This window comes from Pseudomonas sp. W2Oct36 (assembly GCF_041060465.1).
GTDB lineage: Bacteria > Pseudomonadota > Gammaproteobacteria > Pseudomonadales > Pseudomonadaceae > Aquipseudomonas > Aquipseudomonas graminis_B.
Window position 1 is genome coordinate 176,367 of record NZ_JAUERW010000005.1, and the last position, 25,062, is coordinate 201,428.

Below are 25,062 nucleotides of genomic sequence, written 5' to 3' on the forward strand. Positions count from 1 at the left end.
AGCGGCCTGAACAGGCTTGAAGAGCCGCTTTATAGCAAGGGCTCCAAAAACCTGTCAAGGAAGGCCTCCCAGACTAATGCGTGCTGATCCTCTCCTTGGCGTCAGACTCGCGCTTTTCATCCTTGGCAACCATCTCGGGAGCCACGTCCGGCAAGGGCTCTGGCGCGTATTGCAGCGCAATTTGCAAGACCTCGTCAATCCATTTAACCGGTTTGATCTGCAGGTCGGCCTTGATGTTGTCAGGGATCTCCTTCAGATCGCGAACGTTCTCCTCGGGGATGATCACTGTCTTGATGCCACCACGGTGAGCAGCCAGCAATTTCTCCTTGAGACCGCCGATTGCCAGCACCTGTCCACGGAGGGTGATTTCACCCGTCATGGCCACGTCGGCACGAACCGGAATCCCGGTCAGGGCGGACACCAGCGCCGTGCACATGCCTACGCCTGCGCTCGGGCCGTCTTTTGGCGTTGCACCTTCCGGCATATGGATGTGCGTGTCGCGCTTCTCGTGGAAGTCCAGAGGGATGCCCAGGCTCTTCGCACGGCTGCGCACAACGGTCAGCGCGGCAGTGATCGACTCGACCATCACATCGCCCAGCGAACCGGTCTTGATCAGTTGACCCTTGCCCGGAACGACCGCCGCTTCGATGGTCAGCAGCTCGCCACCCACCTGCGTCCACGCCAGACCGGTCACCTGACCGACCTGATCCTGCTGCTCGGCGAGGCCATAACGGAATTTGCGCACACCCAGGAAGTTCTCGAGCATGTCCGCGGTCACGGTCACGGAGAAACGCTTCTCGTGGGCGTGTTCCTTGACCGCTTTACGGCACACCTTGGCGATCTGACGCTCGAGGCTACGTACGCCCGCTTCACGGGTGTAGTAACGGATGATGTCGCGAATCGCCTCGACCTCGAACTCGACCTCGCCTTTCTTCAAGCCGTTGGCAGCGATCTGCTTGGGCGAGAGGTACTTGGTGGCGATGTTTATCTTCTCGTCTTCGGTGTAGCCGGGCAGACGAATCACTTCCATACGGTCAAGAAGCGCCGGTGGAATGTTCATCGAGTTGGCGGTGCACAGGAACATTACGTCGGACAGGTCGTAGTCGACTTCCAGGTAATGGTCGTTGAAGTTGTGGTTCTGCTCGGGGTCGAGCACTTCCAGCAATGCCGACGCCGGGTCACCGCGCATGTCACTGCCCATCTTGTCGATTTCATCGAGCAGGAACAGCGGGTTGCGCACACCAACCTTGGTCATTTTCTGGATCAGACGACCAGGCATGGAACCGATGTAGGTGCGACGGTGGCCGCGAATTTCAGCTTCATCGCGCACGCCGCCCAGCGCCATACGGACGAACTTGCGGTTGGTGGCGTGGGCGATCGACTCAGCCAGCGAGGTTTTACCCACGCCAGGAGGCCCGACCAGGCACAACACCGGGCCACGAATCTTCTTCACGCGCTTTTGAACGGCGAGGTATTCGAGGATCCGCTCTTTGACTTCGTCCAGGCCGTAGTGGTCGGCGTCGAGAATGTCCTCGGCGCGGGCGAGGTCCAGACGGACCTTGCTCTGAGCCTTCCACGGCACCTGGACGAGCCAGTCGATGTAGGAACGAACGACAGTGGCCTCAGCAGACATCGGCGACATCTGCTTGAGCTTGTTCAGCTCTGCGGTGGCCTTGGTCATCGCGTCTTTGGGCAGACCGGCAGCATCGATGCGCTTTTTCAGCTCTTCGATTTCGTTGTGGCCTTCTTCGCTGTCGCCGAGCTCCTTCTGAATGGCCTTCATCTGCTCATTCAGGTAGTACTCGCGCTGACTGCGCTCCATCTGTTTTTTCACGCGACCGCGGATGCGCTTCTCGACCTGCAGCAAGTCAATTTCGGCATCCAGCAACGCCAGCACGTGTTCGACACGGGCCGACAGGTCAATGATCTCGAGGATTTCCTGCTTCTGTTCGATCTTCAGCGCCATGTGGGCAGCCATGGTGTCGACCAGACGGCCCGGCTCATCGATGCTGTTGAGGGAGGAAAGCACTTCCGCCGGGACTTTTTTGCCCAGTTGGACGTACTGTTCGAACTGAGCCAGGAGGCTGCGGACGAAGACCTCGGATTCACGATCCGGCGCGTCCACTTCATCGATCAGCGCGACTTCGGCGCGGCAATGGCCGTCGACCTCGATGAAGCGCTCGACCGAGCCACGCTGCTCGCCTTCAACCAGAACCTTCACAGTGCCATCCGGCAGCTTCAGCAGCTGCAGCACGGTGGCGACGGTGCCAACGTTGTACAGCGCGTCTTCACCAGGATCGTCGTCGGCCGGGTTGCGTTGCGCCAGCAGCAGGATTTGCTTGTCGCCGGTCATTGCCGCTTCAAGGGCCTCGATCGACTTCTCGCGCCCCACGAACAGCGGGATAACCATATGCGGGTAAACCACAACGTCGCGCAGTGGCAAGAGAGGCAGTTCAATGGTCGTCTTCATGATTTCGCCTCTACGGCGGCCTTCAGGCCATGGACAGATATAAATAAGCTGAAAATCAAGATGGGGGTTGAACCTTAAAAAAACAAGCGCCGCTTTGAGTTAAAGCGAAAGGACCCTGAAACGCGGGCCGGACTTGAGGGAAACGCGAAAAGGGCCCGAGGGCCCTTTTCGTTTCCAGTCGCCCGGTGCGTTGCCAGCAGGCTACGCGTCCGGTGCCGCCTTGGCAGGTGGCTCGCTGTTTTCATAAATCAACAGCGGCTTGGAGGTGCCCTCGATCACGCTCTCATCGATCACCACCTTGCTCACGTCGGATTGCGACGGGATCTCGTACATGGTGTCGAGCAGAACGCCCTCGAGGATGGAGCGCAGACCGCGAGCACCGGTCTTGCGCTCAAGCGCACGACGGGCAACCGATTTCAACGCATCCGGGCGGAACTCGAGGTCCACGCCTTCCATTTCGAACAATTTGCCGTATTGCTTGGTCAGCGCGTTCTTCGGTTCGGTCAGAATCTGCATCAGCGCAGCTTCGTCCAGTTCGTCCAGCGTCGCCAGTACAGGCAGACGACCCACGAATTCCGGGATCAGACCGAACTTGACCAGATCGTCAGGCTCGACTTCACGCAGGGATTCGCCGACCTTCTTGCCCTCTTCCTTGCTGCGCACTTCGGCGTTGAAGCCGATGCCGCCTTTGGTGGAGCGATTCTGGATGACCTTTTCCAGGCCAGAGAACGCACCGCCGCAGATGAAGAGGATATTGCGCGTGTCCACCTGCAGGAATTCCTGCTGTGGGTGCTTGCGACCACCTTGAGGCGGAACGGAAGCCACGGTACCTTCAATCAGCTTCAGCAAGGCCTGCTGCACGCCCTCGCCCGACACATCACGGGTGATGGAAGGGTTGTCGGACTTGCGCGAAATCTTGTCGATCTCGTCGATGTAGACGATACCCATCTGGGCCTTTTCGACATCGTAATCGCACTTCTGCAACAGCTTCTGAATGATGTTCTCGACGTCCTCACCCACATAACCAGCTTCGGTCAGGGTGGTGGCGTCGGCGATGGTGAAAGGAACGTTGAGCAAACGAGCCAGCGTTTCCGCCAGCAGGGTCTTGCCGGAGCCCGTCGGGCCGATCAGCAGGATGTTGCTCTTGCCCAGTTCAACGTCGTCGTTTTTCTTGTCGCGCTGGTTCAGTCGCTTGTAGTGGTTGTACACCGCTACTGCGAGAACCTTTTTGGCACGCTCCTGACCAATGACGTACTGGTCAAGGATGCCGCTGATTTCTTTAGGCGATGGCAATTTATGCGCGCTGCTTTCGGCCTGTGCTTCCTGCACCTCCTCGCGGATGATGTCGTTGCACAGGTCGACGCACTCGTCACAAACAAATACCGAGGGGCCGGCAATCAACTTGCGCACTTCATGCTGGCTTTTGCCGCAGAAGGAGCAATAAAGCAGTTTGCCGTTGTCCTCGCCGTTGCGGGTGTCAGTCATTCGATCGATCCAATCCGGTAGGCTTGCAACACAAGATGAAGGCAATTGCTCGATTTTTCAAGTCCGCAGGCGGCACGGAAGTACCGACCGCCCGGGATCATTGCCCTTCACGCAGTCATTTGGTCATTTGACGCCGATCGATGACCGAGTCCACCAGACCGTATTCGGCAGCGCGCTCTGCGCTCATGAAATTGTCGCGGTTGGTGTCGCGTTCGATCGTTTCGAGCGACTGGCCGGTGTGGTGCGCCAGCAGCTCGTTCAGACGTTGACGGATGAACAGGATTTCCCGGGCGTGGATGTCGATGTCCGACGCCTGGCCCTGAAAACCGCCCAACGGCTGGTGAATCATGACCCGGGAGTTCGGCAGTGCGAAACGCTTGCCCTTGGCGCCACCGGCCAACAGGAAAGCGCCCATGCTGCATGCCTGGCCCATGACGGTCGTGGAAACGTCAGGCTTGATGAACTGCATGGTGTCGTAGATCGCCATGCCCGCAGTCACCGAACCGCCTGGGGAGTTGATGTAAAGATGGATGTCCTTGTCCGGGTTTTCCGCTTCAAGGAACAGCAGCTGCGCCGAGATGAGGTTGGCCATGTAGTCTTCAACCGGACCGACCAGGAAGATGACGCGTTCCTTGAGCAGGCGGGAGTAGATGTCATAGGCGCGCTCGCCACGGGCGGACTGCTCGATAACCATCGGGACCAGGCCGCCAGCGGCCTGGATGTCAGAGTTCTGCTGAATATAAGAATTGCGGGACATGTCTCGCATTCACTCCCAAATAGTCATGTCTTGAATACGCATAAGCCAGCGCGAAGGCTGGCTTATGGTGTTTTCGAACGAGAGAAGGAAATCAGTCGGCTTGTGGAGCTTCAACCGGCTTGACTGCCTCTTCGTACGAGACCGCTTTATCGGTCACGCTCGCTTTCTGCAAAACAGTATCCACAACTTGTTCTTCCAGCACAACCGAACGAACTTCGTTCATTTGCTGTTCGTTCTTGTAGTACCAGGCCACAACCTGCTCTGGCTCCTGGTAAGCGGAAGCCATTTCCTGAATCAGCTCGCGAACGCGGGTGTCGTCAGGCTTGAGGTCGAACTGCTTGACGACTTCAGCCACGATCAGACCCAGTTCAACGCGGCGCTTGGCCTGCTCTTCGAACAGCTCTGCCGGCAGCTGGTCAGGCTTGATGTTGCCGCCGAACTGCTGAACAGCCTGGACGCGCAGACGGTTCACTTCGTTTTCCAGCAGCGCTTTAGGCACTTCGATCGGGTTGGCGGCCAGCAGACCGTCCATTACCTGATTCTTGACCTTGGACTTGATGGCCTGACGCAGCTCGCGCTCCATGTTCTTGCGAACTTCGGTGCGGAAGCCTTCGATGTTGGTTTCCTTGATGCCGAACTGCTTGAAGAACGTTTCGTTCAGCTCAGGCAGGGTCGGTGCCGACACAGTATTGACAGTGACGGTGAACTCGGCGGTTTTGCCAGCCAGCTCCAGATTCTGATAATCCTCTGGGAAGGTCAGGTTCAGAACGCGCTCTTCGCCGGCTTTGGCGCCAACCAGACCGTCTTCGAAACCCGGGATCATGCGACCCGAACCCAGCACCAGCTGAGTACCGGTGGCCGAACCGCCAGCGAATGCTTCACCGTCGATCTTGCCAACGAAGTCGATGTTCAGCTGGTCTTCGTTTTGCGCAGCGCGGTCGGCTACTTCGAAGCTGACATTCTGCTTGCGCAGGATTTCCAGCATGTTGTCCAGATCGGAATCAGCGACGTCAGCCGACAGACGCTCGACGGAAATGGAGTCGAAACCGGCAACGGTAAATTCAGGGAACACTTCGAAAGTAGCGATGTACTCGAGGTCCTTGCCCTTTTCGAAGGTTTTCGGCTCGACGGAAGGTGCGCCAGCCGGGTTCAGCTTTTGCTCGACGACGGCTTCGTAGAAGGTCGCCTGGATCAGGTCGCCCAGTGCGTCTTGACGAGCACCGTCTTCGTAACGCTGGCGGATCACGCTCATAGGCACTTTGCCTGGGCGGAAGCCCGGGATCTTGGCTTTACGTGCGGTCTGCTGCAGACGCTTGTTGACTTCAGTCTCGATGCGCTCAGCGGGCACGCCAATGGTCATGCGGCGCTCGAGAGCGGAAGTGTTTTCAACAGAAACTTGCATGGATATTCCTCGTTGCACAGACGTTAGCCGGCCGTTTCCGACCCCAGAATCAAGGGCAAGCATTCTAGTGGGTCAAACTCAAGAAGTCACCCTACTGAACAAGGGTAAATAAAGTGGCATGCAGCCCGGGTATCGCAGACGAATGTTTCAGCCTGCGCGAGGTGTCTGGAACGCACCTGATACGCCCCTATATAAAGGAAGCAAAAGGACGACCGAAACATGATCCAGTCCCTGGAAGCACACCGGACGAGCCCCGCGTTCCTGGACCCATCAAGCTCGCACCGCGTCAAAAAGCAGTACGCTGAAACAAAAAAAGCCGCACAAGGCGGCCTTCTTTCATCCCTCAACACCCGAGGTGTTGCGAGACCTGTAACTGGTGCGGACGGAGAGACTCGAACTCTCACACCTTGCGGCGCTGGAACCTAAATCCAGTGTGTCTACCAATTCCACCACATCCGCGTTTTAAAGCGCTTAAAGCAAAGGCGCCAGATTATGAATCTGGCGCCTTTTCGAATATGGGGTGGACGAAGGGGATCGAACCCTCGACAACGGGAGTCACAATCCCGTGCTCTACCAACTGAGCTACGCCCACCATATTGCGTTGTAACCGACGCATTCAACTTGAATGCTACTTGTGCCAAAGCTGCCTAATGGCGCACCCGGCAGGACTCGAACCTGCGACCATCCGCTTAGAAGGCGGATGCTCTATCCAGCTGAGCTACGGGCACTTATTTCATTTGCCTTCGTAAGACTGCAAATTAAGAGCTTTCAATCACGCTGAGCAGATCTTAACTCTACCTGACTTATTCAACCTTTCGACCTGATTTGCCGCTTCCGGCTAATCCTGTGTGGGGTTGTGCCCGACAAGTGCGACGAATCTTATAGACGGCCCAAAAGGTCGTCAACACTTTTTTCAAAAAAATTCAGTTAATTAAAGGGGTTAGCTTATTAAGCGGACCAACCGTCTTTGCCCTTGGGTCAGGTCATGCGAGAATGCGCGCTCTTTTTCCCTCCCCTTCCGATGGTTAATCACGCGTAATGACTGCAAAACTAATAGACGGCAAAGCGATCGCAGCCAACCTGCGCCAGCAGATCGCCCAACGAGTCGCCCAGCGTCGCCAGCAAGGCCTGCGCACGCCGGGCCTCGCGGTGATTCTGGTCGGCAGCGACCCCGCCTCTCAGGTTTACGTCTCGCACAAACGCAAAGACTGCGAAGAGGTCGGCTTCATCTCCCAGGCCTATGACCTGCCCAGTGAAACCACCCAGACCGAACTGACCGATCTGATCGATCGTCTCAACGACGACCCGGCCATCGACGGCATCCTGCTGCAACTGCCGCTGCCCGAGCATCTGGAATCTTCCAGCCTCCTGGAGCGCATCCGCCCGGATAAAGACGTCGATGGCTTCCACCCCTACAACGTAGGGCGACTGGCCCAGCGCATTCCACTGCTGCGGCCCTGCACCCCCAAGGGCATCATGACCCTGCTGGAAAGCACCGGTGTCGACCTGTACGGCAAGGACGCGGTCGTGGTGGGCGCTTCCAACATCGTCGGTCGTCCGATGGCGATGGAGCTGCTGCTGGCGGGCTGCACCGTGACCGTAACCCATCGCTTCACTCAGGACCTGGCCGGACACGTGGGCCGTGCCGATCTGGTGGTCGTGGCGGCGGGCAAGCCGGGCCTGGTCAAGGGCGAGTGGATCAAGGAAGGCGCGATCGTTATCGACGTCGGCATCAACCGTCAGGATGACGGCAAGCTGGTGGGTGATGTGGTGTACGAGACCGCCCTGCCCCGTGCCGGCTGGATCACGCCAGTGCCAGGCGGCGTCGGCCCGATGACCCGTGCCTGCCTGCTGGAAAACACACTGTACGCGGCAGAAACGCTGCACAGCTGATCATTCAAGCCGACGCATCAAGACGCGCACACGAAAACGGCACCCGAGGGTGCCGTTTTTTTATGGACCAAACGTAGAAGCGTGCAGCTTTACTTCTTGGCCGCTTCCCAGCTCTTCAAGAGGTCGGAGTAAGCGATGGTTTCGCCCTTCGGCTTCTCGTTGGCCAGTTTGCGCTGCGGTGCGAGGAAGGCACCGTTGCTCTTCTCGGCTTTGGTGTACCACTCTTCCGCCGAGGTTTCCGGGTTCATCTTCGGCGCGCAACCGCTTGGTTCCTGAACCTTGGAGCGCTCGATGCGGGTCATGATTGCATCCTGATCCTTGGCCAGACCGTCGAGGGCCGCCTGCGCGGTTTTCTCGCCGGTAACGGCTTCAGCCACATGACTCCACCACAGCTGTGCCAGCTTCGGATAGTCCGGAACGTTGGTGCCGGTTGGCGACCATTGCACGCGGGCCGGGCTGCGATAGAACTCGACCAGACCACCGAGTTTCGGCGCCAGGGCGGTCATCTCTTTGGAGTTGATGTCCGATTCACGAATCGGCGTCAGGCCCACGATGGTTTTCTTCAGCGAGACGGATTTCGACGTCACGAACTGCGCGTAAAGCCAGGCGGCCAGGCGTTTCTTCTCCTCGGTGGACTTGAGGAAGGTCCAGGAGCCCACGTCTTGGTAACCCAGCTTCATGCCCTCTTTCCAGTAAGGGCCTTTTGGCGATGGAGCCATGCGCCATTTCGGCGTGCCGTCGGCATTCATGACCGGCAGACCCGGCTTGGTCATGTCGGCGGTGAAAGCGGTGTACCAGAAGATCTGCTGAGCAACGTTACCCTGGGACGGCACCGGGCCGGACTCGGAGAACGTCATGCCTGCCGCTTCAGGCGGCGCGTAGGCCTTGAGCCAGTCGATGTACTTCTGAGTGGCGTACACAGCGGCCGGGCCGTTGGTGTCGCCGCCGCGGGTAATGCTCGAACCGACCGGGTGGCAGTCCTCTACGCGGATACCCCACTCGTCGACCGGAAGACCGTTCGGCAAGCCTTTGTCGCCGCTGCCGGCCATGGAGAACCAGGCATCGGTGAAGCGCCAGCCCAGGGACGGGTCTTTCTTGCCGTAGTCCATGTGACCGTAGACTTTCTTGCCGTCGAGTTCCTTGACGTCTTCGCTGAAGAACTTGGCAATGTCTTCATAGGCCGACCAGTTCACCGGAACGCCCAGCTCGTAGCCGTATTTGGCCTTGAATTTCTCTTTCAGGTCAGGACGCTCGAACCAGTCGGCGCGGAACCAGTAAAGGTTGGCAAACTGCTGGTCAGGCAGCTGATAGAGCTTGGCCGGCGTAACGACTTTGCCGGACGCGTCTTTGACTTCTGGCGACGTGGTGAACGAGGTGCCGATGAAGTCCTTGAGGTCGAGGGTCGGAGAAGTGACTTTCGCCCCTTCCGGGCTGGCCATCAGGTCTGTCAGAGACATCGCCTTGCCGTAGCGGAAGTGCGTACCGATCAGGTCGGAGTCGTTCACCCAGCCGTCATAGATACTCTGGTTGGACTGCATGGCGGTCTGCAGTTTCTCGATCACGTCGCCTTCCTGCAGCAGGTCGTGGGTGACCTTGATGCCGGTGATTTCGGTGAACGCCTTGGCCAGGGTTTTGGATTCGTATTCATGGGTGGTCAAGGTTTCGGACACCACCTTGATGTCCATGCCGCGGAACGGCTCGGCGGCCTTGATGAACCACTCCAGTTCCTTGAGCTTCTCGGCATCGGAGAGCGTGCTCGGCTTGAACTCGCTGTCGGCCCATTTCTTCGCCGCATCCTCGTACTGATCGGCCCAAGCCGACACGCTCAAGCCACTGAGCATTACCATCGTCGCTACCGTCACACTATGTCGCAGCTTGTTTTTCTTATTGAACATAGACACCTCTTGTGTTGATTCTTATGTGATCCCGCGTTTCAACCTTCGTCATTCGTTCGCGGCACAAGCGCGTCTGCGCTTGCACCGTCAAAACCTTTCAACCCCAACGCATCACCACCAACAGCCAGACCAGGGACAACCCGGAGGCCACCCAGATATCCCAGCTCGTCGCGCCGATGACCAGCAGATGCAGGTAAGCGCTTCCGAGCAGGCCGATGAACAGACGATCGCCGCGCGTGGTGGCAATCGGCAGAAAACCGCGACGCTCAATACTCGCCGAACGCAGTTCCCAGGCCGTCATCGCCACCAGAATCGCGGCGATGGACGCAAAGAAAATAGCAGTTGGCAGGGTCCAGGACATCCACTCCATTTTTCGACTCCTCAGACACGACCAAGAGCAAAGCCCTTGACCACGTGATTACGAACGAACCAGATCACCAGCATGCCCGGCAGAATGGTCAACACCCCCGCCGCTGCCAGCACCCCCCAATCGATCCCCGACGCTGAAACGGTACGGGTCATGACCGCCGCGATCGGCTTGGCATTGACCGAGGTGAGCGTGCGCGCCAGCAACAATTCGACCCAGGAGAACATGAAGCAGAAGAACGCCGTGACACCGATGCCCGAGCCGATCAGCGGGATGAAAATCTTGCCGAAGAACTTGGGAAAGCTGTAGCCATCGATGTAAGCCGTTTCGTCAATCTCCTTGGGAACCCCGGACATGAACCCTTCCAGAATCCACACCGCCAGCGGCACGTTGAACAAACAATGCGCCAACGCTACCGCAATGTGCGTGTCGAACAGGCCGATGGACGAATAAAGCTGGAAGAACGGCAGCAGGAAAACCGCCGGTGGTGCCATCCGGTTGGTCAGGAGCCAGAAGAACAGGTGTTTGTCGCCGAGGAAACGATAGCGTGAAAACGCGTAGGCCGCAGGCAACGCGACGCTCAGCGATATCACCATATTCAGGCAGACGTAGTACAGCGAGTTGATGTAGCCGCTGTACCAGCTTTCGTCGGTGAAGATAACCTTGTAGTTCGCCAGCGTGAAGTCCTGTGGGAACAGGGTCAGGCCGCCGAGGATTTCGGTGTTGGTCTTGAACGACATGTTGACCAGCCAGTAGATCGGCACCAGCAGAAACAGCAGGTAGATCCACAGCGGTATGAGCTTTTTGAACGACACTTTCTCGCGCTTGTTCATGGGCGCTCCTCAGTTCTTTTCGCTGTGGGTCATGGCGGTGTAGAACACCCACGACACCAACAGAATGATCAGGAAATACACCAGCGAGAACGCCGCCGCAGGGCCCAGGTCGAACTGGCCGAGGGCCATGGTCGTCAGGGTCTGGCTGAGGAAGGTCGTGGAGTTGCCCGGACCGCCTCCGGTAAGCACGAACGGCTCGGTGTAGATCATGAAGCTGTCCATGAAGCGCAGCATCACGGCGATGAGCAGCACGCTTTTCATCTTCGGCAGCTGGATGTGTCGGAACACGGCCCAGTTGGACGCCCGATCGATTCGTGCCGCCTGGTAGTACACGTCCGGAATGGCGCGCAGCCCCGAATAGCACAGCAACGCCACCAGTGAGGTCCAGTGCCAGACGTCGATGACCAGCACGGTCACCCAGGCGTCCGACGCATTGGCCGCGTAGTTGTAGCTGATGCCCAGCACGTCGTTGAGGACCCAGCCCAGCAGGCCGATGTCGCCACGGCCGAAGATCTGCCAGATGGTGCCGACCACGTTGAAGGGGATCAGCAGCGGGATGGTCATGACAATCAGGCACAGCGACGACCAGCGACCCTTGGTCGGCATGGTCAGGGCGATGCCGATGCCCAGTGGGATTTCGATCAGCAGCACACAGGCGGAGTAAATGAACTGGCGCAGCAGCGAGTCATGCAGACGCGGGTCCTGCAGCACTTGCCGGAACCAGTCGGCGCCGACGAAGTAGCGGCTGGACTGGTCGAAGATGTCCTGCACCGAATAGTTGACCACGGTCATCATCGGAATGATGGCGCTGAACGCCACCAGCAGGAACACCGGCAGCACCAGCCACCAGGCCTTGTTGTTTTGCACTTTAGTCATGGGACACCTCGCTGGCCGGCAGTGTGTTCGTGGCGGCCTCCAGCAGAAATTCATCGGCGTAGAGCATCAGCCATTGCGCCGGGAAACTGATCCAGGCCTGGCCCTGGGGCACCGGCTTGTCTTCCTGCAGGCGCACTTTCAGCGACTGGCCGGCCAGGTTGACGGTGATGATCTTGTAGGTCCCCAGGTCCTCGACATAGGTCACCTCGGCCTGCATGGCGTCGTCGTTGGGGCTGTCCCAGACGTGTACGAACTCGGGGCGAATCCCGACTTTCAGCGTGCTCCACTGAGTCGATGCAAGGCGCTGCTGCAGGGCATCGGGCAATGGCAGGTGAATGCCGCCAAAGCCCACGCCGCCGGCTTCAGGCTTGACCTCGATGAGGTTCATGCCGGGGCTGCCGATGAAGTAGCCGACGAAGGTGTGGTGCGGCTTTTCGAACAGTTCACGCGGGGTGCCGAACTGGACGATCTGGCCGCCGTACATCACCGCGATCTTGTCGGCGAAGGTGGAGGCCTCCAACTGATCGTGGGTGACGTAAACCATGGTGATGTTGAACTGCTCGTGAATCTGCTTAAGCTTGCGGCGCAGTTTCCACTTCAGGTGCGGGTCGATCACGGTCAGCGGTTCGTCGAACAGAATCGCCGACACGTCATCGCGGACCAGTCCGCGGCCCATGGAGACTTTCTGTTTTTCGTCAGCGGTGAGGCCTTTGGCTTTCTTGCTCAACAACGGCTGCAGATCCAGCACGTCGGCGATTTCCTGCACCTTGATCTTCACTTTCGCTTCCGGCATGCCCTGATTGCGCAGCGGAAACGCGAGGTTGTCGTACACCGTCATGGTGTCGTAGACCACCGGAAACTGGAAAACCTGAGCGATGTTGCGCTCCTCCGGCGACATGTCGTTGACCACCGTGGTGTCGAACATGACCTTGCCTTCAGACGGGCTGAGCAGGCCGGAGATGATATTGAGCAGGGTCGATTTGCCGCAGCCGGACGGGCCGAGCAAGGCATACGCGCCGCCCTGCTCCCAGATGTGGGTCATTTCCCGGATGGCATAGTCTTCAGGGCCGGTCGGATTGGCGCTGTAGCTGTGCGCGAGTTTTTGCAAGCGGATCTCGGCCATCAGGCAACCCTCGCCATGCGCAGGCCCGGCGCCTGAATCAGGCCGCCCTGCTGATCGAATACGAACAGTTTGTGAGTCGGGATGTAAACGCGAATCGGCGTGTCCACGTCGTACTCGTGGACGCCCGGCAGATGCAGCACCAGCGAGAAATGCTCGTTGCGCACGTGCAGGAAGGTTTCCGAACCGCTGATCTCGGCGAGTTCGACGGTGACCGCCAGCTCAAGATCGTCGTCGTTGGACGGCACCAGGCTCAGGTGGCTCGGCCGCACGCCGAAGCGGTACTCGCCGTCACCGATGCTGCGCAGGTCAACGTTCAGCGGGAAGTGCACGAAATTGGCGAAGCTGACTTCGTTGCCTTCGATACGGCCGGGCATCAGGTTGATCGGCGGCTCGGAGAACAGCTCGGCGGCCAGCACGGTTTTCGGCTGGTGATACACCTCGGGCGTGCGGCCGCTCTGGATCACGCGGCCTTCGTGCAGAATCGTGGTGGTCCCGCCCAGCGCCAGCGCTTCGTTCGGCTCGGTGGTGGCGTAAATGGCGATGGTGTTGCGCGTTTCGAACAGCTGGCGCATTTCCTGACGCAGCTCTTCGCGCAGCTTGTAGTCGAGGTTGACCAGCGGCTCATCGAACAGAATCAGCTCGGCGTCCTTGACCAGCGCCCGCGCCATGGCCGTGCGCTGCTGCTGACCGCCGGACAATTCGAGGGGGTGACGGCTGAGGAATTTCTCGATGCGCAGCATCTTCGCGGTTTCGCGGACGCGTCGGTCGATTTCGTCTTTCGACATCTTGGCCTGGCGCAGCGGCGAGGCGATGTTGTCGTAGACGGTCATGCTCGGATAGTTGATGAACTGCTGATAAACCATCGAGACGTTTCGATGACGCACCGCGACCTGGGTGACATCTTTGCCATTCATCAGTATCCGGCCGCTGTCTGGCTTGTCCAGACCGGCCATCAAGCGCATCAGGCTGGTTTTGCCTGATAAGGTGCGCCCCAGCAATACGTTGAATGAGCCGGGTTCAAAGCTCAGCGAAGCATCGTCGATCCAGATCTGACCGTCGACGGCGCGGCTGACGTGCTCAAGCGTGAGAGACATGGCGTGCCCTTTTTATTTGTTTTGTTCGGGGTGTTGCGTGTATGCCGTATGGCAGGTCGTGACATCCGTTGACCGATTGTGCTGACCGATTGTTGGATAGCGACAATCGTGCCAACCGGCCCGCTCAGGCGCTTTCTGGCTGGGATACGCGGACTAGAGCGGTTGCGACAATTTGCCGCACAGACCGGCATTCGTTGATGAACGTAAATGAACAGGAAATGCTGAACACCTGAACAAAATGAACATTGACTTTGAACAATCCTGAACAACAATGGGTGGACGTTTTCGAGCAGGGATGCTCTGCCTAACGGCATCTCGACAACAATAAATAAAAGTACTCGGACGGAGCCATTTCATGGCCACAGCAGGCGCATCCCCCAGCCACGACACCATCATTCAGGACTCCTGGGCCCGTTGCCGCGAGTTCGGCCTCGACCACCAGTCACGCCCGTCCTTCGGTCGCCTGCCCGATCAGCAGGTTTCGCAGCTGCTCGAACGCCATCATTCCCTGGTGCAGACTACCCATCAGCAGGTGCTGCCCTTCTACGAGAACATCCTGAGCAATTCCAATTGCCTGATCCTGCTCGCCGATCAGCAGGGCCAGGTCCTCAATTCCTGGGGCAACAAGCGCTTCGTCGAGCCGGATCAACAGCCGGGTTTCGTCGCCGGCGCCAGCTGGCTGGAGCAAAGCGCCGGCACCAATGCCATCGGCACTGCGCTGGCCTGTGAACAGGCTGTTCACATTGAACACGATGAACACTTTCTCAAGGCCAACCGTTTCATGACCGGGTCGGCGGCGCCGATTTTCGATGCGTCGCGGAGGATGATCGCGGTGCTCGATGTGTCCAGCGACAGCTTCCTGCCGCCTTCCCACACCCTTGGGATGGTCAAGATGATGAGCCAGACCATCGAAAACCGGCTGATCCTCGACCAGTTCCAGCACAGCCATTTTCAACTGGTGTTCAACACCGGCCTGAACAACCTCGACAGCCAGTGGGCCGGCCTGCTGGTGTTCGATGAAAGCGGCCGTGTGCTCTGCGCCAACCGCCGCGCCGACACCCTGCTGGGCGTCAGCCTGCTCAACGCCAACATCGAGAACCTGTTCAAAGCGCCGGTTGCCGATCTGCTTGACCAAATGGAAGGCCAGCCCTTCCCGCTCCAGGCGTCGGGCCACAACCGTTTCCATTGCGTGCTGAAGCGGCCGAAAGCACCGGTGCTCAAGGTCAGAACGGTGCCGGTGCAGGTGCCGATGCTGTCCCGCCCACTCGCGGTCGGTGTCATTGAGCCCGGCATGGGGGACGAGCGGGTCGAGAAAGCCGCGCGTCAGGGTCAGCGATTGCTGGAGAAGAACGTCCCGCTGTTGATTCTTGGCGAGACGGGTGTGGGCAAGGAAGTGTTCGTCAAGGCCCTGCACCGCGCCAGCTCCCGCGCCGATCAGCCCATGATTGCCGTGAACTGCGCGGCCATCCCGTCGGAGCTGGTCGAGGCTGAATTGTTTGGCTATGAAAAAGGCGCGTTCACCGGCGCTCACCATAAAGGCAGCATCGGGCTGATCCGCAAGGCGGACAAAGGCACGCTGTTTCTCGACGAGATCGGCGACATGCCGCTGCCGGTTCAAGCGCGTCTGTTGCGGGTGTTGCAGGAACGGTGTGTGCAGCCGGTTGGCAGCAGCGAGTTGTACCCAGTGGATATTCGGGTGATTTCCGCCACTCACTGCTCATTGCGCGAACATGTGCAGAACGGACGGTTTCGTCAGGATTTGTACTACCGCATCAGCGGCCTGAACCTGGAGTTGCCGCCGTTGCGGGATCGCAGCGACAAGCCCGCGCTGGTCCGTGTCATCTGGGAACAGCACCGCGAACCGCAGCAGACAGCAGGCTTTGAGCCACAGGTGATGGAGTTGTTCGAACGGCACCCGTGGCCGGGCAACCTGCGGCAGTTGAGCAACGTGATTCAGGTGGCGTTGGCGCTGGCAGATGATCAACCCATTTCCACGGAGCATCTGCCGGAAGACTTTTTTGCCGACCTGGCGATGGGCTGCGAGCGCGTCGAACCCGAGACAGTGTTCAACCGCAAGGCAGCGCTGGACACGCCGGAAGAGCTGAGTGAGTTGCTGCAGGCGGCCGGCGGCAATATCTCGCAGTTGGCGAAACGCCTGGGGGTGAGCCGGAATACGCTGTACAAGCGGCTGAGGGAACAGGGGTTTTGAAGGCTTAGATGGTTCCCACGCTCCGCGTGGTAACCCGCCGATGACGCTCCGCGCCAAATTAGACGCGGAGCGTCAGACGAGGTATTCCCACGCGGGGGGGTCACCGCAATCAGCACAGAATTGTAACGGTGGCTTGGGCAAGAAGAATTATATGGCTATATTTGGCCAATATTTCCGAATGCGAGCATACGTCATGATTATCGTCCCTCTCGGTGAGGCCAAGGACAATCTGTCAAAACTGGTAGATGACGCTGCGGCGGGCCAGACTATCACGATCGCCAAACATGGTCGCGCAATGGCGCGCCTCGTCCCCATCGGGCGGCCCACCGGTAAACGCATCGGTGCTATGAAAGGTATTCTTCAACTACCGGACGACTTCGATGCGCCGCTTTCTGACTCTGTGCTGGATGATTTCGAAGGCAGTCGCCCATGAGGATACTGCTGGATACTCATATTCTTCTGTGGGCTCTGACTGACGACCCGAAGCTTTCTCCCAAAGCAAAAAAACTGATCGAAACCGCTACTGAGGTTTACATCAGCGCCGCCACGTTTTGGGAGATGTCGATAAAGATTGGCTTGGGGAAACTAACGGCTGATCTTGAGGAGATTCGCGAATACTGCCGAGACAGCGGCTTTATCGAGCTCCCTGTCAGCGTTGAACATGCAATCGCAGTCAAAGATCTGGAACACCATCATCGCGACCCATTCGATAGGCTAATCGTTGCTGCCGCCATCACTGAACCGATGAAGCTAATTACGTCAGACGCGATGGTTGCTAAGTACACGTCGCTCGCAGTGCTGGCTTGAGGCGCCCAAGCGCGAACGGCAGCAGGCCAGTAGAAATCAACAATTTGCCAAACGACCTTCGGGACGCTGATCGTTCCCACGCTCCGCGTGGTAACCCCGCCCAAGACGCTCCGCGTCAACGAAGACGCGGAGCGTCCGGCGAGGCATTCCCACGCGGAGCGTAGGAACGATCAAGGATAGGCGTTTACCGAGGGTTGCCGATCAATCCGCCAAACGCCAGGTGGTGCTGCCTTTGCTGTCTTCCAGCACCACGCCCATGGCGGTGAGCTGATCGCGGATGCGGTCGGACTCAGCCCAATTCTTGTCGGCGCGTGCCTGCAGGCGTGCGGCGATCAAGGCTTCGACTTCGGCAGCATCCACCCGCCCTTCGGCGCCGGCGCGCAGGAAGTCATCGGCTTCCAGCTGCAACACGCCCAACACGCTGGCCAGCTCCTTCAAACGTGCCGCCAAGCCTGCCGCTGCGTTGACATCGCTGTCGCGCAGGCGGTTGATCTCGCGAACCATCTCGAACAGCACGGCGCACGCTTCCGGGGTCCCGAAGTCGTCGTTCATGGCAGTCGAAAAACGCTCGACGTACGCCTCGCCCCCCGCAGGCTCGGCGACCGGCAGGCCTTTGAGCGCGTGGTAGAACCGCTCCAGCGCGCCTTTCGATTCTTTCAGGCTGTCTTCGGAATAGTTGATCGCGCTGCGGTAGTGGCTCGACACCAGCAGGTAACGCACCACTTCCGGGTGGTATTTATCCAGCACGTCGCGGATGGTGAAGAAGTTGTTCAAGGACTTGGACATCTTCTCGCCATTGATGCGGATCATGCCGCAGTGCAACCAGGCGTTGGCGTAGGTCTTGCCGGTCGCGGCTTCGCTCTGGGCAATCTCGTTCTCGTGGTGCGGGAATTCCAGATCGCTGCCGCCGCCATGGATGTCGAAGGTCTCACCCAGGCAGCAGGTGGACATCACCGAGCACTCGATGTGCCAGCCCGGACGTCCCGCACCCCACGGCGATTCCCAGCTCGGTTCGCCCGGCTTGACGCCTTTCCACAGCACGAAATCCAGCGGATCGTCCTTGGCTTCGTCGACCTCGATCCGCGCGCCGATGCGCAGGTCTTCGATCTTCTTGCGCGACAGCTTGCCGTAGCCGAGGAATTTGCCGACGCGGTAGTACACGTCGCCATTGCCCGGGGCGTAGGCATAGCCCTTGTCGATCAGGCGCTGGATCATGTCGTGCATGCCGCCGATGTAATCGGTCGCGCGTGGTTCCATGTCCGGCTTGAGGATGTTCAGGCGCGCTTCGTCCTCGTGCATCGCGTCAATCATGCGCGCGGTCAGGGCATCGAACGCCTCGCCGTTTTCACGGGCGCGGTTGATGATCTTGTCGTCGATGTCGGTGATGTTGCGCACGTAGGTCAGGTCGTAGCCGCTGAAACGCAGCCAGCGGGTGACGACGTCGAACGCCACCATGCTGCGGCCGTGGCCCAGGTGGCAGTAGTCGTACACGGTCATCCCGCAGACGTACATGCGCACCTTGTTGCCATCCAGCGGCTTGAAGACTTCTTTGCTCTTGCTGAGCGTGTTGTAGATAGAAAGCACGTTGCCTACCTTAGCTCCACGAATCGCGGAGCGTCACAGTCCGGTTAAAGACCGGATGACCGGGTTTCGAGTCCTTCAGATCCGCGCTGAAATAGCCTTCGCGTTCGAACTGGAAACGGTCTTCCGGCTGAGCGTCAGCCAGCGACGGTTCAGCGCGACAACCGGTCAGGACCTGCAAGGAGCCTGGGTTGATGTTGTCCAGGAAGGTCTTGCCCTCTTCTGCTTTCTCAGGGTTTGCCGACAGGAACAGACGGTCGTACAGACGCACTTCGCACTCGATGCTTTCCGCTGCCGGCACCCAGTGCACAACGCCTTTGACCTTGCGGCCTTCAGGGTTCTTGCCCAGGGTTTCCGGGTCGTAGGAGCAACGCAGCTCGACGATGTTGCCGTCGGCGTCCTTGATCGCTTCGTCGGCGCGAATCACGTAGCTGCCACGCAGGCGCACTTCGCCGTTCGGTTCCAGGCGCTTGTAGCCCTTCGGCGGCTCTTCCATGAAGTCGTCACGGTCGATGTAGATCTCGCGGGAGAACGGCAGCTTGCGCACGCCGAGTTCTTCCTTCTGCGGATGGCGCGGCAGTTCGAGGTGGTCGACCTGGCCTTCCGGGTAATTGGTGATCACGACTTTCAGCGGGCGCAGCACGCACATGGCGCGCGGGGCGTTGTGGTCCAGGTCCTGACGGATGCTGAACTCCAGCATGCCGAAATCGACCACGCCGTCGGAGCGGTTGGTGCCGATCATTTCGCAGAAATTGCGGATCGACACCGGGGTGTAACCGCGGCGGCGGAAGCCTGACAGCGTCGACATGCGCGGATCGTCCCAGCCCTGCACGTGCTTTTCATCTACCAGTTGTTTGAGCTTGCGCTTGCTGGTGATGGTGTAGTTCAGGTTCAGGCGCGAGAACTCGTACTGACGCGGCTTGCACGGCACCGGCAGATTGTCGAGGAACCACTCGTAGAGCGGGCGATGGCTCTCGAATTCCAGGGTGCAGATCGAATGGGTGATGCCTTCGATGGCGTCCGACTGACCGTGGGTGAAATCGTAGATCGGGTAGATGCACCACTTGTCACCGGTCTGGTGGTGGTGCGCGTGACGAATGCGGTAGAGGATCGGATCACGCAGGTTCATGTTCGGCGAAGCCATGTCGATCTTGGCACGCAGGACGCGGGCGCCGTCTTCGAACTCGCCGGCTTTCATGCGGCCGAACAGGTCAAGGTTTTCTTCGACGCTGCGATCGCGGAACGGGCTCTTCTTGCCCGGCTCGGTCAGGGTGCCGCGGTATTCGCGAGCTTGTTCGGGGGTCAGGTCATCGACGTAGGCCTTGCCCGCTTCGATGAGATGGACCGCCCAGGCGTACAGCTGGTCGAAGTACTGCGAGGCATAACGCACTTCGCCGGACCACTCGAAGCCCAGCCATTTGACGTCGGCTTCGATGGCGTCGATGTATTCCTGGTCTTCCTTCGCCGGGTTGGTGTCGTCGAAGCGCAGATGCGTGACGCCGCCGAATTCCTGAGCCAGACCAAAGTTGACGCAGATCGACTTGGCATGACCGATGTGCAGGTAGCCGTTGGGCTCCGGCGGGAAGCGGGTCACGATCTGGGTGTGCTTGCCCGAATCCAGGTCTGCCTGCACGATGGGGCGCAGGAAGTTGGTTGGAATGGCAGGGCCTGCCTTGGAATTCGCAGCGGCATCTTGAGTGGGCTTGCTCATAGGATCCTTGTACGGGTCGCGGCCAGGAAGGCCGGTTAAATCAAAGCGCCTATCATAGCCGAAGCTGTCAAGCCCCTGACAGCGCGCTGTGACAAAACTGCCGAGATGGGCGCGTTGTCAGCAGCAACCGCCGGCGCAATCGCAACTACCCGAGCAGCGGCTACCCTCTGTAAACTGCGCGCCTGGTGTGCATCAGCGGCACTGGCCTCGCATCTCGATGGCCGACTGCCGCGATCACTGCCTCTCACCACGACTTCAAAGAGCGAGCTGACCATGTCGAAAGTAAAGCTGACCACCAACCACGGTGAAATCGTTCTGCAACTGAACGCAGAAAAGGCGCCGCTGACCGTCGCCAACTTCATCGAATACGTCAAAGCCGGCCACTACGAAAACACCGTGTTTCACCGCGTGATCGGTAATTTCATGATCCAGGGCGGTGGCTTCGAACCGGGCATGAAAGAGAAGAAAGACAAGCGCCCGAGCATCCAGAACGAAGCCGACAACGGTCTGCCGAACAAGAAGTATTCGGTGTCCATGGCCCGCACCATGGAGCCCCATTCAGCCTCGGCGCAATTCTTCATCAACGTCGCCGACAACGACTTCCTCAACCACAGCGCCAAGACCGTACAGGGCTGGGGTTACGCCGTGTTTGCCGAGGTGGTCGAAGGCACTGAGGTGGTCGACAAGATCAAAGGCGTCGCCACCACGTCCAAGGCGGGTCATCAAGACGTGCCGGCTGACGACGTGATCATCGAGAAAGCCGAGATCGTTGAGTGATATTGCTGATCTCCGATCTGCACCTGGAAGAAGGACGCCCGGACATTACCCAGGCGTTTCTCGGCCTGCTGAACGGCCGCGCGCGCAACGCTGAGTCGCTGTACATCCTTGGGGATTTTTTCGAGGCCTGGATCGGCGATGACGCCATGTCGCCCTTTCAGCGCTCGATCTGCCAGGCGCTGCGCGCGTTAAGCGACAGCGGCACCCGGGTGTTCCTGATGCACGGCAATCGCGACTTCATGATCGGCAAGGCGTTCTGCAAAGCGGCGGGCTGCACGCTGCTCAAGGACCCAAGCGTCGTACACTTCAACGGAGAGCCGGTGCTGCTGATGCACGGCGACAGTCTGTGCACCCGGGACGAAGCCTACATGCGTATGCGCCGTTACCTGCGCCATCCGCTGACGCTGTGGGTGCTTCGTCATCTACCGTTGAGCACCCGGCACAAGTTGGCGCGCAAGCTGCGCAGCGAAAGCCGTGCGCAGACACGAATGAAGGCCAACGACATTGTCGATGTGACGCCGGACGAAGTGCCGCAGGTGATGACCGAGTCTGGCGTGAAGACGCTGATTCACGGTCACACCCACCGGCCTGCGGTTCACGACGTGCAGCTGGGTGAGACCACGGCGCAGCGCATTGTGCTGGGGGATTGGGACCGCGAGGGGTGGTTGCTGCAGATCGATGAGTCGGGCTTTCATCTGGAGTCGTTTGCGTTTGAGCCCTGACCAGATCACCGGTGCGTCAGAAGTGAACACCGATGATCGTCGAACGCCAAACCTGTGGGAGCGAGCTTGCTCGCGAAGGCTTACTTTCTGACACCAGAGAAAGTGGCTGAATGTCCCGGCCTCTTCGTGAGCAAGCTCACTCCCCCATGACCTGTGTTTGACGCCGACAGCGCGGCGTCAATGCCCTCCCCCGGGCGCAGCCTTCGCGGTAAACGGTGGCTTGGCCAGCCAGATGATCAGGATCAGCGACAGGAAGATCCAGCCCATCATGTAGAAATAGTCCACCGTCGACATCATGTAGGCCTGACTGGTGACCATCGAATCAAGCTGCGCGTAGGCCTGGTTGCTCGCCCCGCCCAGGGTCTCCAGCGCATGCCGCGTTGTCGGCTCGTAAGCGTTCACGTTTTCGCTCAGATACGCATGATGCTGATTGGCGCGGCGGATCCAGATCCAGGTGGTCAATGACGCCGCGAAGCTGCCGCCAAGGTTACGCAGGAACGTCGCCAGCCCCGAGCCGTCGGCAATCTGCGACGGCGGCAGGTCCGACAGCAGAATGCTCAAGGTCGGCATGAAGAACAGCGCCACCCCTGCCCCCATGAACAACTGCACCAGAGCGATGTGGGTGAAGTCCACCTGACTGGTGAAATCCGCACGCATGAAGCAGCTCAGGCCGATCGCCAGAAACGCCAGACCGGCCAACAGACGCAAGTCGAACTTATGCGCGTAGCGACCGACAAAGGGCGACATCAACACCGGCAGCACCCCGAGCGGTGCTACTGCCAGCCCGGCATAGGTGGCCGTATAACCCATCTGCGTTTGCAGCCATTGCGGCAGAATCAGGTTGATACCGAAAAACCCCGCATAACCGCCCACCAGGCAGATCGTCCCAAAGCGAAAGTTGCGGAACGCAAACAGCCGAAGATTGACGACCGGATGGTCATCGGTCATTTCCCAGATCACGAACGCCACCAGGCCAATGGCTGAAATCACCGAGCCAATGATGATGAAGTTCGACTCGAACCAGTCCAGGTCATTGCCTTTGTCGAGCACGATCTGCAGCGCACCCACACCAATGATCAACGTGATCAAGCCCACATAATCCATGGGCTGGCGACTGGTGCTGACCGGACGTGTGGCCATTTGCTGACGCACCACGAACGCCGCGAACAGACCGATCGGCACGTTGATGAAGAAGATCCACGGCCAGCTATAACTGTCGGTGATCCAGCCGCCGAGAATCGGGCCGGCGATCGGCGCCACAACGGTGACCATCGCCAGCAGTGCCAGCGCCATCCCCCGTTTCGCCGGGGGATATACCGCGATCAGCAGGGTCTGGGTCATCGGGTACAACGGTCCAGCGACCATGCCCTGCACGACCCGAAAGCCCACCAGTTCGGGCATCGACGTGGATATGCCGCAGAGGAACGAAGCCATCACGAACAGCAGCGTGGCCCACAGAAACAGCTTCACTTCACCGAAGCGTCGACTGAGCCAGCCGGTCAGCGGCAGCGCGATGGCGTTACTGACCGCGAACGAGGTGATGACCCACGTGCCCTGCTCCGAACTCACGCCGAGGTTGCCGGAGATGGTCGGCAAGGCCACGTTGGCGATGGTCGTGTCGAGCACTTGCATGAAAGTCGCCAGCGACAGGCCGATGGTGGTCAGCAACAGGCTTGGCGGCGTAAAAGAAGCGGGAGCGTTAGTACTCATCGCGAATCCTTTGACACTCGAAGATCACCCCGGCCGGCTGAAGCGGGCCGGGGCAGATGGATTGGCGAATCAGCGCTGGGCCGTCTTGCCGCTGGTTGACGCGCTGTTCTCGTGGATCACGCGGGCAATCATCGTGTCGGCATCGGCCAGTTGCTTGGCGTAGACATCGGTGGTGAACAGCGGCTGCTTCGGCGGTTGCTGCGCCAGCACCGGACCGCTCTGGTCATGCAGGTTCACGTCAACGGTGGTCGACAGACCGATGCGCAGCGGGTGCCTGGCCAGTTCATCGGCGTTGATGCGAACCCGCACCGGCACACGCTGGACGATCTTGATCCAGTTACCGGTGGCGTTTTGCGCAGGCAGCAAGGCAAACGCACTGCCGGTGCCGGCGCCGACGCTGTCCACGGTGCCGCTGTACTTGACGTCGCCTCCGTACAGATCCGCTTCGATGTCCACCGGCTGGCCGATGCGCATCTGGCCGAGCTGGGTTTCCTTGAAGTTGGCGTCGATCCACAGTTGGTCGAGGGGAATAACGGCCATCAGCGCAGTACCCGGCTGAACCCGCTGGCCCAGTTGCACGGTGCGCTTGGCAACGTAACCGGTGACCGGGGCGATCAGCGTGCTGCGCGCGTTGCTCAGGTAGGCCTGACGCAGTTGCGCCGCAGCCGATTTGACGTCCGGGTGCGAAGAGACCTGGGTGTCATCCACCAGCGCGCTGCTGGTTGCCAGTTGCTGCTGGATGTTGGTCAACGCGTTCTGCGCGGTGGTCAGGTCATCCTTGGCGTGGGACAGCTCTTCCTGAGAAATTGCCCCGCCCGCCGCCAGACTGCGACGACGGTTGTAGTTGTCCTGGGCTCTCTGCACTTCGGCGCGCTGGGCCGCCAGCTGCGCTTTCATGCCGTCGACGTTGCTGTACAGACCGCGCACCTGACGCACTACTTTTGCCAGATTGGCTTCGGCACTTTGCAGCGCCACTTCGGCGTCATTCGGGTCGAACTGCACCAGCACCTGACCTTCGCGGACCAGATCGCCGTCGTCGGCGCCGATGCTCACCACGGTGCCGGTGACTTGCGGGGTGATCTCCACGACGTTGCCGTTGACGTAGGCATCGTCGGTGCTCTCGCTCCATCGGCCGTACATTTCGTACCAGGCCCAGACACCCACCGCACCGAGCACCACGACCAGCAGCAGGCCAAGAAACAGCAGCTTGCGCTTGCGCGGGTTCTTGGCCGGTTTGGTCTGCTCGGCGCCTTTTTCGCCGCCTTTGTCAGCGCTGTTGTCGGGCGCCGATGCGTTGGCGTCCTTTTGTTCGTTTGCAGGATTGTTGTCGGTAGTGGCAGTGGCCATGAC

Annotated in this window: 20 protein-coding genes and 3 tRNA genes; 6 read left to right on the forward strand and 17 right to left on the reverse strand. The window is 59.5% G+C overall.

Going from position 1 to position 25,062, the window contains the following annotated elements:
• Nucleotides 1-73 precede the first annotated feature (73 nt).
• The 7 genes from lon to QWI18_RS10125 all read right to left on the reverse strand — a co-directional run bounded on the left by lon (nt 74) and on the right by QWI18_RS10125 (nt 6,842).
• Nucleotides 74-2,470, reverse strand: coding sequence for an endopeptidase La (gene lon / locus QWI18_RS10095; protein WP_065986444.1), 2,397 nt, complete (start codon nt 2,468-2,470; stop codon nt 74-76).
• A 201-nt stretch (nt 2,471-2,671) separates the two neighbouring features.
• Nucleotides 2,672-3,955, reverse strand: a complete 1,284-nt coding sequence (clpX, locus tag QWI18_RS10100; protein ID WP_037013640.1) for an ATP-dependent Clp protease ATP-binding subunit ClpX — start codon at nt 3,953-3,955, stop codon at nt 2,672-2,674.
• 115 nt (nt 3,956-4,070) lie between these two features.
• A complete protein-coding gene (gene clpP / locus QWI18_RS10105; protein ID WP_065986441.1) occupies nt 4,071-4,712 on the reverse strand; it encodes an ATP-dependent Clp endopeptidase proteolytic subunit ClpP in 642 nt (213 codons plus the stop codon).
• A 91-nt stretch (nt 4,713-4,803) separates the two neighbouring features.
• The gene (tig, locus tag QWI18_RS10110; protein WP_065986439.1) at nt 4,804-6,114 is read right to left on the reverse strand and encodes a trigger factor; all 1,311 of its coding nucleotides are present in this window, start codon (nt 6,112-6,114) and stop codon (nt 4,804-4,806) included.
• 374 nt (nt 6,115-6,488) lie between these two features.
• Nucleotides 6,489-6,573 (reverse strand) — tRNA-Leu (locus tag QWI18_RS10115).
• 57 nt (nt 6,574-6,630) lie between these two features.
• Nucleotides 6,631-6,706: transfer RNA gene (locus QWI18_RS10120), tRNA-His, on the reverse strand.
• A gap of 59 nt (nt 6,707-6,765) precedes the next feature.
• Nucleotides 6,766-6,842 (reverse strand) — tRNA-Arg (locus QWI18_RS10125).
• Nucleotides 6,843-7,152: 310 nt separating this feature from the next.
• Here QWI18_RS10125 and folD point away from each other — a divergent pair.
• Entirely contained in the window at nt 7,153-8,007 is an 855-nt protein-coding gene (gene folD / locus QWI18_RS10130; protein WP_369318771.1) for a bifunctional methylenetetrahydrofolate dehydrogenase/methenyltetrahydrofolate cyclohydrolase FolD, read from the forward strand.
• A gap of 89 nt (nt 8,008-8,096) precedes the next feature.
• Here the strand turns inward: folD and QWI18_RS10135 are convergent, their stop codons facing one another.
• From QWI18_RS10135 to QWI18_RS10160, 6 genes are all read right to left on the reverse strand, one after another.
• Complete coding sequence (locus QWI18_RS10135) at nt 8,097-9,902, reverse strand: ABC transporter substrate-binding protein (RefSeq protein WP_065986437.1); 1,806 nt, start codon at nt 9,900-9,902, stop codon at nt 8,097-8,099.
• A gap of 97 nt (nt 9,903-9,999) precedes the next feature.
• Nucleotides 10,000-10,272: a DUF2160 domain-containing protein gene (locus tag QWI18_RS10140; protein ID WP_065986436.1), complete on the reverse strand. Its 273-nt coding sequence runs from the start codon at nt 10,270-10,272 to the stop codon at nt 10,000-10,002.
• 11 nt (nt 10,273-10,283) lie between these two features.
• Complete coding sequence (locus QWI18_RS10145) at nt 10,284-11,084, reverse strand: carbohydrate ABC transporter permease (protein ID WP_074892149.1); 801 nt, start codon at nt 11,082-11,084, stop codon at nt 10,284-10,286.
• A 27-nt stretch (nt 11,085-11,111) separates the two neighbouring features.
• A complete protein-coding gene (locus QWI18_RS10150; RefSeq protein WP_065986434.1) occupies nt 11,112-11,978 on the reverse strand; it encodes a carbohydrate ABC transporter permease in 867 nt (288 codons plus the stop codon).
• Nucleotides 11,971-13,101 carry an ABC transporter ATP-binding protein gene (locus QWI18_RS10155; RefSeq protein ID WP_065986432.1) on the reverse strand — a complete coding sequence of 377 codons (1,131 nt, stop codon included), beginning with the start codon at nt 13,099-13,101 and terminating at the stop codon, nt 11,971-11,973. The genes QWI18_RS10150 and QWI18_RS10155 overlap by 8 nt, the downstream gene beginning before the upstream one ends.
• The gene (locus tag QWI18_RS10160) at nt 13,101-14,195 is read right to left on the reverse strand and encodes an ABC transporter ATP-binding protein (RefSeq protein WP_065986430.1); all 1,095 of its coding nucleotides are present in this window, start codon (nt 14,193-14,195) and stop codon (nt 13,101-13,103) included. The genes QWI18_RS10155 and QWI18_RS10160 overlap by 1 nt, the downstream gene beginning before the upstream one ends.
• Before the next feature lie 355 nt (nt 14,196-14,550).
• On the opposite strand from QWI18_RS10160, the gene QWI18_RS10165 reads away from it, so the two are divergent.
• From QWI18_RS10165 to QWI18_RS10175, 3 genes are all read left to right on the forward strand, one after another.
• A complete protein-coding gene (locus QWI18_RS10165) occupies nt 14,551-16,404 on the forward strand; it encodes a sigma-54-dependent Fis family transcriptional regulator (RefSeq protein WP_369318772.1) in 1,854 nt (617 codons plus the stop codon).
• 193 nt (nt 16,405-16,597) lie between these two features.
• Entirely contained in the window at nt 16,598-16,837 is a 240-nt protein-coding gene (locus QWI18_RS10170) for a type II toxin-antitoxin system Phd/YefM family antitoxin (protein WP_065986546.1), read from the forward strand.
• Nucleotides 16,834-17,211, forward strand: coding sequence for a type II toxin-antitoxin system VapC family toxin (locus tag QWI18_RS10175; RefSeq protein ID WP_065986426.1), 378 nt, complete (start codon nt 16,834-16,836; stop codon nt 17,209-17,211). The genes QWI18_RS10170 and QWI18_RS10175 overlap by 4 nt, the downstream gene beginning before the upstream one ends.
• Nucleotides 17,212-17,412: 201 nt before the next feature.
• Here the strand turns inward: QWI18_RS10175 and cysS are convergent, their stop codons facing one another.
• Together cysS and QWI18_RS10185 are read right to left on the reverse strand one after the other, a co-directional pair.
• Nucleotides 17,413-18,795: a cysteine--tRNA ligase gene (cysS, locus tag QWI18_RS10180; protein ID WP_065986425.1), complete on the reverse strand. Its 1,383-nt coding sequence runs from the start codon at nt 18,793-18,795 to the stop codon at nt 17,413-17,415.
• 10 nt (nt 18,796-18,805) lie between these two features.
• Nucleotides 18,806-20,503, reverse strand: a complete 1,698-nt coding sequence (locus QWI18_RS10185; protein ID WP_369318773.1) for a glutamine--tRNA ligase/YqeY domain fusion protein — start codon at nt 20,501-20,503, stop codon at nt 18,806-18,808.
• A 273-nt stretch (nt 20,504-20,776) separates the two neighbouring features.
• Between QWI18_RS10185 and QWI18_RS10190 the strand changes: the two genes are divergently transcribed.
• Nucleotides 20,777-21,280 carry a peptidylprolyl isomerase gene (locus tag QWI18_RS10190; protein ID WP_065986423.1) on the forward strand — a complete coding sequence of 168 codons (504 nt, stop codon included), beginning with the start codon at nt 20,777-20,779 and terminating at the stop codon, nt 21,278-21,280.
• A complete protein-coding gene (locus tag QWI18_RS10195) occupies nt 21,277-22,002 on the forward strand; it encodes a UDP-2,3-diacylglucosamine diphosphatase (RefSeq protein WP_369318774.1) in 726 nt (241 codons plus the stop codon). The genes QWI18_RS10190 and QWI18_RS10195 overlap by 4 nt, the downstream gene beginning before the upstream one ends.
• Nucleotides 22,003-22,179: 177 nt before the next feature.
• Here the strand turns inward: QWI18_RS10195 and QWI18_RS10200 are convergent, their stop codons facing one another.
• Nucleotides 22,180-23,712, reverse strand: coding sequence for a DHA2 family efflux MFS transporter permease subunit (locus tag QWI18_RS10200; RefSeq protein ID WP_065986421.1), 1,533 nt, complete (start codon nt 23,710-23,712; stop codon nt 22,180-22,182).
• 69 nt (nt 23,713-23,781) lie between these two features.
• Nucleotides 23,782-25,059, reverse strand: coding sequence for an HlyD family efflux transporter periplasmic adaptor subunit (locus QWI18_RS10205; RefSeq protein ID WP_369318775.1), 1,278 nt, complete (start codon nt 25,057-25,059; stop codon nt 23,782-23,784).
• Nucleotides 25,060-25,062: the final 3 nt, after the last annotated feature.

Coding starts and splice junctions, on each gene's coding strand:
- QWI18_RS10200 (WP_065986421.1), bottom strand. CDS start 23,712: ATGAGTACTAACGCTCCCGCTTCTTTTACGCCGCCAAGCCTGTTGCTG.
- QWI18_RS10190 (WP_065986423.1), top strand. CDS start 20,777: ATGTCGAAAGTAAAGCTGACCACCAACCACGGTGAAATCGTTCTGCAA.
- QWI18_RS10175 (WP_065986426.1), top strand. CDS start 16,834: ATGAGGATACTGCTGGATACTCATATTCTTCTGTGGGCTCTGACTGAC.
- folD (WP_369318771.1), top strand. CDS start 7,153: ATGACTGCAAAACTAATAGACGGCAAAGCGATCGCAGCCAACCTGCGC.
- QWI18_RS10135 (WP_065986437.1), bottom strand. CDS start 9,902: ATGTTCAATAAGAAAAACAAGCTGCGACATAGTGTGACGGTAGCGACG.
- QWI18_RS10165 (WP_369318772.1), top strand. CDS start 14,551: ATGGCCACAGCAGGCGCATCCCCCAGCCACGACACCATCATTCAGGAC.
- clpP (WP_065986441.1), bottom strand. CDS start 4,712: ATGTCCCGCAATTCTTATATTCAGCAGAACTCTGACATCCAGGCCGCT.
- clpX (WP_037013640.1), bottom strand. CDS start 3,955: ATGACTGACACCCGCAACGGCGAGGACAACGGCAAACTGCTTTATTGC.
- QWI18_RS10155 (WP_065986432.1), bottom strand. CDS start 13,101: ATGGCCGAGATCCGCTTGCAAAAACTCGCGCACAGCTACAGCGCCAAT.
- QWI18_RS10140 (WP_065986436.1), bottom strand. CDS start 10,272: ATGGAGTGGATGTCCTGGACCCTGCCAACTGCTATTTTCTTTGCGTCC.
- QWI18_RS10205 (WP_369318775.1), bottom strand. CDS start 25,059: ATGGCCACTGCCACTACCGACAACAATCCTGCAAACGAACAAAAGGAC.
- QWI18_RS10160 (WP_065986430.1), bottom strand. CDS start 14,195: ATGTCTCTCACGCTTGAGCACGTCAGCCGCGCCGTCGACGGTCAGATC.
- QWI18_RS10170 (WP_065986546.1), top strand. CDS start 16,598: ATGATTATCGTCCCTCTCGGTGAGGCCAAGGACAATCTGTCAAAACTG.
- lon (WP_065986444.1), bottom strand. CDS start 2,470: ATGAAGACGACCATTGAACTGCCTCTCTTGCCACTGCGCGACGTTGTG.
- tig (WP_065986439.1), bottom strand. CDS start 6,114: ATGCAAGTTTCTGTTGAAAACACTTCCGCTCTCGAGCGCCGCATGACC.
- QWI18_RS10150 (WP_065986434.1), bottom strand. CDS start 11,978: ATGACTAAAGTGCAAAACAACAAGGCCTGGTGGCTGGTGCTGCCGGTG.
- QWI18_RS10185 (WP_369318773.1), bottom strand. CDS start 20,503: ATGAGCAAGCCCACTCAAGATGCCGCTGCGAATTCCAAGGCAGGCCCT.